The sequence below is a fragment of the Pontiella sp. genome (assembly GCF_041622395.1).
Taxonomy (GTDB): Bacteria; Verrucomicrobiota; Kiritimatiellia; order Kiritimatiellales; family Pontiellaceae; genus Pontiella.
This window is the reverse complement of the sequence record NZ_JBFJYW010000096.1, coordinates 1-11,811: the sequence shown is the minus strand read 5'-3', so window position 1 is coordinate 11,811 and position 11,811 is coordinate 1. Positions and strand designations below refer to the sequence as shown.

At 61.4% G+C, this 11,811-nt stretch carries 8 protein-coding genes; 2 read left to right on the top strand and 6 right to left on the bottom strand.

Going from position 1 to position 11,811, the window contains the following annotated elements; all coding sequences use genetic code 11:
- Positions 1-75: 75 nt before the first annotated feature.
- Positions 76-510 carry a type II 3-dehydroquinate dehydratase gene (gene aroQ / locus ABYO54_RS07405; RefSeq protein ID WP_372807610.1) on the bottom strand — a complete coding sequence of 145 codons (435 nt, stop codon included), beginning with the start codon at positions 508-510 and terminating at the stop codon, positions 76-78.
- Positions 511-542: 32 nt separating this feature from the next.
- Positions 543-1,130: an SOS response-associated peptidase gene (locus ABYO54_RS07400; RefSeq protein ID WP_372807609.1), complete on the bottom strand. Its 588-nt coding sequence runs from the start codon at positions 1,128-1,130 to the stop codon at positions 543-545.
- Between the two features lie 81 nt (positions 1,131-1,211).
- Between ABYO54_RS07400 and ABYO54_RS07395 the strand changes: the two genes are divergently transcribed.
- Positions 1,212-2,060, top strand: coding sequence for a fumarylacetoacetate hydrolase family protein (locus ABYO54_RS07395; RefSeq protein ID WP_372807608.1), 849 nt, complete (start codon positions 1,212-1,214; stop codon positions 2,058-2,060).
- A gap of 63 nt (positions 2,061-2,123) precedes the next feature.
- Here the strand turns inward: ABYO54_RS07395 and ABYO54_RS07390 are convergent, their stop codons facing one another.
- Entirely contained in the window at positions 2,124-6,128 is a 4,005-nt protein-coding gene (locus tag ABYO54_RS07390) for an autotransporter domain-containing protein (protein ID WP_372807607.1), read from the bottom strand.
- A gap of 238 nt (positions 6,129-6,366) precedes the next feature.
- Between ABYO54_RS07390 and ABYO54_RS07385 the strand changes: the two genes are divergently transcribed.
- Positions 6,367-7,977: a CTP synthase gene (locus tag ABYO54_RS07385; protein ID WP_372807606.1), complete on the top strand. Its 1,611-nt coding sequence runs from the start codon at positions 6,367-6,369 to the stop codon at positions 7,975-7,977.
- Between the two features lie 56 nt (positions 7,978-8,033).
- On the opposite strand, the gene ABYO54_RS07380 is transcribed toward ABYO54_RS07385, so the two are convergent.
- From ABYO54_RS07380 to ABYO54_RS07370, 3 genes are all read right to left on the bottom strand, one after another.
- Positions 8,034-10,889, bottom strand: a complete 2,856-nt coding sequence (locus tag ABYO54_RS07380; protein ID WP_372807605.1) for an autotransporter domain-containing protein — start codon at positions 10,887-10,889, stop codon at positions 8,034-8,036.
- A 38-nt stretch (positions 10,890-10,927) separates the two neighbouring features.
- Positions 10,928-11,479: a translation initiation factor IF-3 gene (gene infC / locus ABYO54_RS07375; protein ID WP_372807611.1), complete on the bottom strand. Its 552-nt coding sequence runs from the start codon at positions 11,477-11,479 to the stop codon at positions 10,928-10,930.
- Positions 11,475-11,811, bottom strand: a 337-nt coding sequence (locus tag ABYO54_RS07370; RefSeq protein WP_372807604.1) for a His/Gly/Thr/Pro-type tRNA ligase C-terminal domain-containing protein, incomplete at its 5' end; no start/stop codon positions are given. The genes infC and ABYO54_RS07370, both read right to left, overlap by 5 nt.

Sequence of the window (11,811 nt, the reverse complement as noted above, 5' to 3'; positions counted from 1 at the left end):
GCCTTCCGCAAGCTCGTCGTCAGGAAAAAGCCGTAGTCCCGCCTTCCGGCGGTTCCGCCGAGCGGCCGCTTGCGGCTAACGTTCCAGGTGGTGCACCAACGCGCGCAATGCCAGCGTGTAGCCGAATCCCTGAAAGCCCATGATCTGTCCGATGCATGCCGGCGCCGTCAGGCTCTTGTGCCGGATCTCCTCGCGCTTGTGCGTGTTGCTCAAATGGATTTCAACGGCGGGCACGGCGTCCGCGACCGCCTTCAGCGCGTCGCACAGCCCGAGGCTGGTATGCGTGAAGGCCGCTGGGTTGATGACGATGCCGTCGAATTGCCCGCGCGATTCGCCGATCCAGGTCATCAGGTCCGCCTCGGAGTTGGACTGGCGGAAATCGATCTCGACATCCGGGAAGGCCGTTTTCATTTCGGTTTCGATATCGGCCAGCGTTTCGAAGCCGTAGATCTCCGGCTCGCGTGTGCCAAGCAAATTCAGGTTGGGGCCGTTCAGTACAAGAATCTTCATTACATCCTCCAAAGGGTTGGCAAAAAGCTATCTCACTCCCCCTCGGGAAACAAGGCCAGACCGGTTTGTACCTCCCCGGGTTCCAGGCATTCCGGTCCGTCGTTGGCCACGCGGTTGACCCGCCGCGAGACGGGCCGGGCGGTGAGTGGCGGCGGGGCGCCCGCGCCCGCGAGCGCAAACGCCGCCGGGCGCGAAGTGTCCAGCCAGCTTTGCCATTGAGGGGAAAGGATGATGACGGGCATGCGGTCGTGGATGCCGTGCATGTTTTGGTCGGCGGCGCGGGTGACGATGACGCAGCGGTTTTCGCGCCAAAGCCCGGCGAAGGCGAAGAGTTGCCGGTCGGGGAGCTGGAAATAATAGGATTGCTTGCCATTCCATTCGTAGAAGCCGTCGGCGGGGATGAGGCAGCGGTTGGCCGAAAGCAGATCCTTGAACATGGGGCGTTCGGCCAGGGTTTCGGATCGGGCGTTGATAACCATGGAGCCGGCGCGCGGGGGTTCGAACCCCCAGAGGCACTCCTCGGCCCGGGGGGGCGTTTGTTGCCGGATGACGGCGATGCGCTGCGTCGGCGCAATGTTGTAGCGGCGATGGAAGAGCGGGGGCAGTTCGATGTCGGCCAACTGGCCAGCACTTCCTCCCGGGTTTTGGTTTGTGTAAAGCGTCCGCACATTCTACGTTGTTCCTCTATTTCTGGAGGTAGTATGAAACTGGTTCGGTTTGGAGAAAAGGGAAAAGAGCGCCCGGGCGTTTGGATGGGCGATGGACGGATTCTCGATGTTCGGGCGTTGGCCTTCCATATCGAGGATTTCAACGAGCATTTTTTTGCCAACAACGGGTTGGGGCAGCTGCGGGTCTTGCTGGACGATCCGGGGGCATCGTATGTGGATGCCGCCGAAGTCCGGCTGGGGCCGCCGCTGGCGCGGCCTTCGAAGATCATCTGCGTCGGGGCAAACTATGCCGACCATGCCAAGGAATTCGGGCGAGAGATCCCGTCGGAGCCGATCCTTTTCTCGAAGGCGACCTCCGCCATCAACGGGCCCAACGACGATATCGTCCTCCCTGCCGAGGCCCGCGTGGTCGATGGCGAGGCCGAGCTGGCCGTCGTGATCGGAAAGACGGCCTCCCAAGTCAAGGCGGCCGATGCCATGGAGTATGTGGCGGGCTTCACGGTGCTCAACGATGTCACGGAACGCATCGTGCAGAAGGCCAACGGCCAGTGGATGCGCGGAAAAGGATTCGACACCTTCTGCCCGATGGGGCCGTTTTTGGTGACTCCGGACGAGCTTGGGGATATCGATGCCTTGCGCGTTTGGCAAAAACACAACGGCACTCTGCTGCAGGACGGAAACACGTCCAACATGATGTTCAAGGTGCCGTTCCTGATCGAATATGTTTCGCAAGGCATGACGCTGTTGCCCGGCGATGTGATTTCGACCGGGACGCCCGATGGGATCGGCTCGGCGCGGAACCCGAAGGTGCTGATGAACCCCGGCGACGTGGTCGAGGTCGGTGTCGACGGGATGGGGGCGCAACGCTGCCCCGTGCGGTAGCCGCCGCCGGACACGAAAAAGGGATCGCCGAGGCGATCCCTTTTCCATTTCCGCGTACGGAGTTTAGAACTGGTAGCGGAGCGATCCGAGCAGGGTGTAGTCGGAATAGTCCTTGCCCATGCGGGTGTCGAGATCCGCGCGGACTTCCAGGTATTCACCCAGCTTGGCGGCTGCGCCAACGCCGAGCTTGAGGATGTCCTCTTCCGGAGCCTGAAGGTTCAGCAGATAGTCTTCGCCGTTGCCGCCAACCAGCGTGTAGTGCAGGTTCTTGCGTCCGTCCAGCCATTCGTGCAGCCAGTGGGCGCGGATTTCGGGTTTGAAGGTGATGTTGCCCAATCCCATGTACATGCCCATGCTGCATCCGAGCGAGCTTTGCAGGTAGAAGGTGTCGAAGCCTTCGACGTCGCGTTCGACGGCGTTGGAGGCCTCTTCGGTGAAGCCATCCTGCTTGTAGTAGTTGCCCAGGAAGGAGATTTGCGGGGTGTAGATCAGGTATTTCCCGGTCATCTCCTTGCCGCCGCCGAGGTAGAACGCTAGATTGCGGGCGCTGTAGTCGGCGGTGGTGTCGAAGGTCGTGCCATAGGTGGTGTCGATGTCGGAGGCCCCGAAGATGATGCCGCCGTCGGCAAACCAGTCCTGCGTGCCCATCGAGGCGTAGGCCGCCGCGTAGATCGTTTTGGTGTCGGTCTCGGCGCCGTCGCCCTTGTCGGCGGTTCCGGTGCCGCGGCCGCCGGCCAAACCGAAGAGGATGTTTTCGGCCACCGCCATGTCGGCGCCGACCATGAAGCCGCCGATGTCGACGTCATAGCCGCCGAATCCGCCGGCGCTATCCTTTTCGCCCCAGGTGCCGTAGGCGCTGATCCAGCCTTGCAGCTCCTGCTCCGCCTGGTGCGGGCCGGAGGCCCCCGCCGGCGTGTTCGCGGAAACGTCGGCCGAGGCGGCCCCTCTGCGGGCGCGGGTGTTGTCGGCGCGGACGGTGAGTTGCTCGGACACGGACTGCAGGCCCATGTTGATGACGTTGTGCGCCGGAACGGAGCTTTGCTTCTGGCCGTAGTAGGCGTCGAAGGCTTCGCTGATTTCCGAGGCACTCGACATGCCGGAGATGATGTCGACCATGTTGGACGCATTCGCGTTGCCGGCGATATCCATGGCGTTGATCTCGTCGGCGATTTGGCGCAGCTCGCCTTCGAGGTCGCCCGCGTCTGCGATGGTGCGCGTGATGAAGTCGTCGAGGACGATGTAGCTGTAGCCGTTGGCATTGGAGACCGTGGTGGAGAAGCCAAGCAACAGGTTGGTCTGCACGTAGGCTCCGATGGTGCCGGAGGTCAGTGCCTCTCCATCGGCCGTGATGCTGTCGGCCTTCACGATGCTCACCACGTTCGATTCGCCGACGCCGTCGTCGTAAACCGCGATGACCGGATAGGAGGCCTGGTCGATGCTGTTGGAGAAGGCCACCGTTCCCTCGACGACGAGGTTGATGTTGTCGGCTTGGTTGCTGCTGACGCCGACGTACAGGGTCGAGTAGCCGTCCTGCATATAGTCGCCCTCCACGCTCACCTGGGAGATGGAGTCGATCTTGAGCACGGCTCCGCGGTAGAGGTACATATCGTTTCCAACCAGGACGGAGGCGCCGGCGAGCGCTTCGAGCGTGTTGTGGGTCGAATCCTCATCCATGGTGCCGATATAAAGATCGGTGCCGACATCGAGCAGGGACCCGGCGCCGCCGACGGTCACGGTGTTGTCGGACGACTCGTAGCCGATGTAGAGTTTTTTCGACGCAACGGCCTGGGCGCCGTTGGTGAGGGTGAGCGAGTTGTTGTCGGTCTCGCGGCCGACATAGAGGTTTTCGCCTTCCCACGATGCGTCGGTGCCGTCGAGGATCACATTGAATTCGCCGTCGACCGCGTTGGTGCCGCTGAGGACGCCAAGCAGGTGCAGGGTGGAGTCGGCGGAAAGCACGATGTTGGTCATGCTGTTGGTCATGGCCGAAAAATCCCAGCTGGCGGTTTTGAGTATGCCGCCGCTTTCGATCGTCAGGGTGTTGTTGGTGCCGGCAATGACGATGTTGGATTGTTCCACCGCCAGTGTTCCGCCGTCATTGACGTAGACGGCGTTGTCCGAGCCGCTGGTGGAGCCGATCGTGAGTTTGTTGGAAACGGTCAGCAGGGAGTCTTCGCCGCTGACGGTGACCACGTTGTTGGAGACGCCTTCGTATGCGCCGACGAACAGATCCTGGGCCGTGGCGGTTGCGCCGTCGGCGAGATCGAGGGTGTTGAGCGAGTTCGATGCGCCGATGTAGAGGGCGTTTGCCACGTTGAGCACGGCGTTGGAGGTTTCGAGATGGATGAAGTTTTTCACCTCGTGCTGGTTGGTGCTGGCGCCGAGGTAGAGGTTGCCGTCGATGGTGGCGGTGCCGCCATAGATCGCGAAGCGGTTGCTGCCGCCTTCCTTGCCCACCACCAGATCGCCCGCGACGTTGAACTGGGTGTTGGAGTCGCGCTGCAGGTAGATGTAGTTGTCGCCGACGGATTCGCCGATGACCGCGTCGCCGTCGACGTTGACCGTGGCGCCATCGCGGATGGCCAGGATGCTGCCGCTGCCTTCGAGTCCAACGGTCAGGCTCTGGAGGTCGAGCAGGGCATCGTCTTCCACCATGGCCAGATTGCCCGAAGTGTTGGGCGTGTCGGTGCTGTTCACGGTTCCGGTGGTGCCGGAGGCGCTCTCGGTCTTGCCGATGATGAATTCGCCGGCAACGGTGTTGGTGCCGCCGGTCTGGGTGTAGGTGTTGTTGGCGGAGGTGCGCCCGACCACGAAGTCGCCGTTGGCGGTAACTTGGCCATGGTCGATGTTGAACTCGTTGCTGCCGCCGTTGGCGCCGACGAGTACGGTGCCCTCGACGTTCAGGGTGCCGTTGCTTCCGACGTTGACCGCGTTTCCGGTGGCCGATTCGTTGTAGCCGACATACAGCGTTCCCTGCACGTCTACCGATCCGGCGGAGCCGATGTTGAGTTCATTGTATTTGCCATAGCCGCCAACGGACAGATGGGTCGTGGCGGTGAACGTGGAGCCCGTTCCGCCGACGTTGAGTTCGTTGTAGTTCGCGCCGGAATTTTGGCCCAGCAGGAAGTAGTTGCTGGCAATGCCGGTGGCGCCGTTGGTGAACGTCAGGCTGTTGTACGAGCTGGTTTTGCCGACCGCGGTCAGCGCGTCGGACTGCCAGATGGCGGTTTCCGTCGACAGGTCGTCGTTCAGGATGATGTTGAGGTTGCCGTCGATCTTGTTTTTGCCCAGGGTCAGTTCGCCGCCGAGCTCGAGGTTCGAGTTCGACTGCAGGTCGATGCCGAGGTCGTCGATCGTGCTCGTGTCGACGTCGCCGCCCACCTGCAGGGTTCCTCCGCTTTCGACATTGATCCCGTTGTCGTCTCCGAGGACCTGGATGTCGTTGGTGGTATTCACGAAGAGGTCGCCGGATACGTTGACGTAGTTGTTGGACCCCGCGGCCGAGCCGACCGTGAGCAATCCGCCGACATTCATGGCGGCCCCGCTGCCGACCTCCACGGTGTTGGAGGAGCCGATGTAGCCGACATAGGCATCCTGTGCGATGTTCAGCTCCGAGTCCTCCCCGGCGAGGGTGATGATCGCGCTATCGTTGGCGCTCAGTCCGAAATAGAGATAGTCGCCCTCCAGTTTGGAGGCGTTGTCGACGAGAATCGCTTCTTCGCCGTCGGCACCACCCACCACGATGCCGCCGGTTGGCGCCAGCCCGTTCGTGGAGGCGTCGCCGACCACCAACCAGGACCCGCTCGTAACGGATACGAGGTTGTTGGTGGTGTCCTTGTTGAAGCCGACCACCAGTTCCTCGGCTTTCAACTTGGAGCCATTGGCGACGATCAAGGTGTTGTTCGGATCGAAAAAGCCGACCTGCAGCGTGCCTTTGACGGTGGCATCGGTGGCGTTCGTGTAGGTGGTCCCGCCATCGATGGGGTTCGGGATCGCGAAGGTGTTGGCGGCGCACAGGGCGGCTAGCGTGGTGGCTCGCAGAACGTGCGTTTTCAGGGTCTGGTTCATTCTCTCTCGCTCCGGGTTGATCGGTTGGGGCAAACTATCCAAAAATATGCGCCCACGTTACAGGTCGGGGTTGCAAAAAACAACCCCGTTTGCCGGGTTTTAGGCGGTGCCGGCAGGCACCTGCGACCAGATTTTTCTGGATAGTTGGATTTTTGGCTTGGGGCGGGTCGGGGGTAGGGGCTAGCATCCGCCCCCATATTTTTTGAACGGTGTAACTCTCTAAAGTTGGGGCAATTTAATGGCGAAATTTCTATTCATCACGGGCGGCGTGGTTTCATCCTTGGGCAAGGGCATCACGGCCGCTTCGGTCGGCCGGTTGCTGATTAATCGCGGACTCAGCATCCGCATGCTCAAGATGGATCCCTACCTCAACGTGGATCCGGGCACCATGAGCCCCTACCAGCATGGCGAAGTCTACGTGACCGACGACGGCGCCGAAACCGACCTCGATCTGGGCCACTACGAGCGCTACACCGGGCAACCGACCTCGCAGAAAAGCAATATCACCGCCGGCAGCATCTACTGGGACGTCCTCCACAAGGAACGCCGCGGCGACTACCTCGGCGGTACGATCCAGATGATTCCCCACATTTCCAACGAGATCAAGGACCGCGTCCGCGCCTTGGAAGCCGAGGGACCGGACGTCATCCTCGTCGAACTCGGCGGCACCGTCGGCGACATCGAAGGGTTGATTTTCCTCGAAGCGATCCGCCAGCTGGCGCTCGAAGTCGGGCGCGACAACTCGATGTTCATCCACCTGACCTATGTTCCGTTCATCGCGGCCGCCAAGGAGGTCAAGACCAAGCCCACCCAGCAGAGCGTCGCCAAGCTGCGCGAGATCGGCATCATGCCCGACGTGCTCGTCTGCCGCACCGAGGTCGATCTGGAGCGCGAACATCTGGACAAGCTTTCGCTCTTCTGCAACGTGCCGAAGGATTGCGTCATCGTCGAAAAGGACGTCGAAACCTCCATCTACGAGATTCCGCTGGTGCTTTCGCGTGCCGGGCTCGACGAAATCATCCTCAACCGCTTCCGGATCGCGAAGCCCTCCCGTCCGCTCAAGAACTGGGAAAAGCTGATCGAAACCATCAAGCATCCCAAGGGCACCGTGCGCATCGGCGTGGTCGGGAAATACTCCGAGCTGCAGGACGCCTACAAATCGATCTACGAAGCGCTCTACCACGGCGGCTACGCCGCAGGCTATGAAATCGATGCCGTCAAGCTGGCGGCGGAAGACATCGAAACGGATCCGTCCATCCTCGATACGGTCGACGGCGTCCTGATTCCGGGCGGCTTCGGCTCGCGCGGCATGGAAGGCAAGATCCGCGCGGCGCAGTATGCCCGCGAAAACAAGATCCCGTTCCTCGGCATCTGTTTGGGGCTGCAATGCGCCGTCATCGAATTTGCCCGCAACGTCTGCGGTCTGGAAGGGGCCCACTCCACCGAGTTCGACGAAGAGCGCGGCGTCAAGGCCGCCCATCCGGTCGTCTGCCTGATGGAAGAGCAGACCGATGTGGTCGAGAAGGGCGGAACCATGCGCCTCGGCGCCTGCCCGTGCGACGTGAAGGAAGGAACCAAGGCCTTTGCGGCCTATGGGTCGAAAAAGATTTCCGAGCGCCATCGCCACCGCTACGAGGTGAACAACAACTATTGCGAGCAGCTCAAGGCCGGCGGGCTGGTGCTATCCGGCATCAATCCCGACATCGGCGTGGTCGAAATGGTCGAGCTGCCGGACCATCCGTGGTTCGTCGCCACCCAGGCCCATCCGGAGCTGAAATCCCAGCCCGTCAACCCGCACCCGCTGTTCAAGCACTTCGTTGCCGCCGCCATCAAAAAGCTGGAAGGATAGCGCGCCGCGAAGAAAAAAAGAGCAGGCTTTGCGGCCTGCTCTTTTTTTTTGTGCGATCAAAAGGCGTAGAGGACTTTGGCGGAGAGGTTGTGCGAGTTGTAGTTCTCGCCGATGAGCTCGTCGAAATCGAGCCGCAGCATCACGTTTTTGGGTTTTCTTTTCGCCGTATTGAAAAACGAGCAACCAATCCCGAGACGGACGGCGTTTTCATCGAGCATGGGGTAGGCGATGGCGTAGTCGGTGCCATTGCCGCCCTCCAGCTGGAAGGAGAGGTCGCCGGGGTCGGGGTTCGTTTCGTGCAGCCAATGGGCGCGGCCCTCGAGCTTGAACCCGAAGGTCTTGAGCGCCTGGGTGTTTTGCATGGCGACATTTAGCCCCAGCGCGGTGCGCAGGGAGTCGGCGTCGAATTCGTCGAATGCGCGCGGGACGGCGGCATCGCCGGTCTCGGTGTAGGCATCCTGTTGGTAGTGGGTGTAGTGGACGGACGCTTCGGGGGTAACGACCGTGGCGATCTTGGGGAGGTCGAACCCGATCCCGGCGCCGATGTGGCCGCCGACCAACTGCGCGTTGTATTCGCCGTCGAGATCGAACGGATCGGCGGTGCTTGTTTCAACGTCGTTGAAGCCATAGGCGAGGGCGGCATCGAGATAGGCGCGGCCGAGGCCGAGGGTGGAGTAGATCGAAGCGTGGGCGGCGGTGGCCGAGCTTTCGAAGCCACTGTCGGTGTCGATGGTGTTTTTCCCCATGCCGCCGCTGAAGCCCAGCAACAGCCGTCCGAAGCTTTTATCGACGCCAATCGCGCCCCCGTGCATGGTGCCGTCGTAGGCGCTGTTGGCGCCGACGGCGTCGTGTTGGAGAAACTGCCCGTAGTATTTCGCCCAGAAGCTCCAGTCGTTTTCCCGCGGGTCGGGGCCGTTGGCGCCAACGGGGAGCAGCCGCTTTTCGCGGAACTCGGTGCCGCGCGAGGAGGAGAGTCCCACCGCCGCCTGCAGCCCCTGAATCGCGACGTGGAAATTGTCGAGCGTGGTCAGGTAGGTTTCCTGCACCGCCGCGGCCGAGGCGTCCGCATCATCGATCAAGTCGATCGCAGTAAGCATGTCGGTGTTGCCGATGCTGTCGAACTCGTCGGCCAGCGTTGCGAATGGCCCGGATGCGTTCCAGTATTCTTTCAGCGCCAAGGTCTTCAGCAGCAAGGCCAGCGTGTTGGCGTCGGGGATCTTCACGCCGACGAAGGTCGTACGTCCGATCACGTCGACCTCGACGTCGATGCTTTGGGTAAAGTTGGTTTCGGTGGCGGCCGAGCCATCCACGAAGACGCCGTTGGTTGCCGTTGCCAGCGTGATGGTGTGGAATCCGGAAGGCAGGCCCGATTCGGTGGCATCGATGGAGATCCCGGCGCCCGTGTTGAAAAGGAGCCGGTCGGCGTTGGCGATGCGGCCATAGCGGTTGGTTCCTTCAACCGTCGCGGTAAGCAGCGCGCCGTTCGAAACCGCCACGTCGCCCGCGCTCTGGATCCAGCCTAGGCCCAGCTCCAGTTCCGCGCCGCCTTCCAGGGTCAGGTCGCCGAGGAAATATGCGTTGGCATCGTCGGAATCGAGCGTGAACGTGCCGCCGGATGCCAACGCAAAGTCGTTGCTGAGCGTCATGCTGCCGCTGTTGATCACTATGTTTTGCAGGTTGCTGTTGGCCAGATTGTTGAGCAGGAGGATTCCTCCGGTTTGAAGAAACGCGCCGGAGTTGGAAAAGGCGCCGATCGTTACCTGCTGGACGCCGCCGTCGGCGTTGTAAAAGACGAGATTGCTGGCCGATCCGCCCATCAGCGCAACATGGTTGGTGCCTAAACCCGAGGTTCGGGAAAGTAGGCCGTCGGCAAAGCTTCCGCCATAGATGCCCAGATCGCTATCGATCAGTTCCACCGAATAGTCGCCATCCCCGCCGCTGCTGAATTCGCCGCCATAAATCGCAACCGTCGAGCCGTCGCTTGCCGAGAGGCCCGACCCGTTCGACGGCGAGCCGTCCGTGTCGCCCCCGGTCGCCGAGCCCGCCGCGCCGCCGGCAAACGTGCCGTCGTGGATTTCGATGGCCGATGCGATGAGCTCGATGCCGTGCCCCCCGTCGGCGATGGCGATGGTGTCGTCGTCGCTGACGGATGCGCTGCCGCCGTTGCCACCGCTGTAGGTGCCGTTGCTGACGACGGCGGTCGAGTAGATCAACGTCAGCCCGTTGCCGCCGGAGGCCACGGCGTTCATGTCGGTTGAGTCGGCGGTGCCGCCGTCGCCTCCCGTCATCGAGGTCGCGGTGAGGATGAGGTGGGAATATTCCGCCAGCATGCCGTCGGAGCCCCGCGAGATCGGCGACTCGTAGCCGAAGCCGGTCGTCTCTCCGGGCAAGGGGGGCAGGCTGTCGGAGTATCTCAGGACTTCGACCGTTCCGCCAACGAACTCGGCCGAGGTGATCGTGGCCGTCTGTACGCCGGAAAGATAGGCGCCGTGGGTTTGGGGAGGGGCGTTGGAGTTCGCGCTGCTGTAAACGCCCCCTTCGAATTGCCCGCCGACGATCGCCAGCTCCGTGCCGCCGATCACCGCCAGTGCGGTGGTGTTGGACGCAAACAGGCCGCCGTCGGTATCGCTTTCAATCGAAAGCGAACCGAATGCGTTGCTGACCACGATGGTTCCCGAGATGGCGTGCTCGATCTGGATTTGGTCCGTCAGCGCATAGCCGACGAAGAGGTTTGCAACCCCGGCGTTTTTCGATTGGATGACCGTGTTGGAGATAACCGTGCCGTAGACGTCGGCGTCTCCGGTAACCGAGTTGGTCTGGGCGCTGGCGACGGCGCACAAAAAAAAGGCGGACCCCGCAATGGGAGCCACCTTTTTAAAGTACCAGTCCAACGGTTTTGAATGAGATGTCATGTGGGAACAACTCCTGACCGAGGTTTGGTGTTGCAGGATTATTTGGCTTTTTTCTTCGGCACCAGAATCGCGGAGACAAAACGGCCCTGCAGGCGAGGCGCCTGGTCGATCGTGGTGAGTTCGGCGGTGTCCTTGATGACGCGCTGGATGACTTCGAAGCCCAGTTCGCGGTGGGCGTTTTCGCGGCCCCGGAACATCAGCGAAAGCTTGACGCGGTCGCCGTGCTCGATGAATTTCTCGAGGTTGCGCAATTTGGTTACGTAGTCGTGCTCTTCCACGTTGACCCGGAATTTGACTTCCTTGAGCTTCGTCTGCACCTGGTGCTTCTTCTGCTCTTTCTTCTTCTTTTCCTGGTCATACTTGAACTTGCCGTAATCCATGATCCGGCATAATGGCGGCTTGGCCGTCGGGGAAATCTCCACAAGGTCGATTCCGTATGCCTGGGCCAGCTTGAGTGCTTCGGAGGTCTTCATGATCCCCAGCTGCTCGTTTTTCGGGTCAACCACCCGGACTTCCGGAACCCGGATGCGATGGTTGATTCTTACTTGCGGCTCGCGTTGCGGCCTGCCTCTGTAGTTTGGGTTGCTAATCTGAGACCTCCATCTCCACTGTTTTCTTATCCAGCTCCTCTTGCTTGAGCTGGGCGATAAAATCTTCCAGGCTGCATTCGCCCTTCATTCCTTCCAGGCGATGGCGTACGGCCACTTGGCCATTCTCCTGCTCTTGCTTCCCGATAATAAGCATATACGGGACTTTGTCCAGCTGGGCGTTCTTCACTTTTCCGTTTAGTTTGCCCTGCTTTTTGTCGACCGTTGCGCGGACTTCGGCGTTGCGCAGCGCGGTCAGCACCTCGTCGGCATAGTCGAGCTGGTCGTCGGACAGCGGAAGCACGCGGACCTGTTCCGGCGCCAGCCAGACCGGG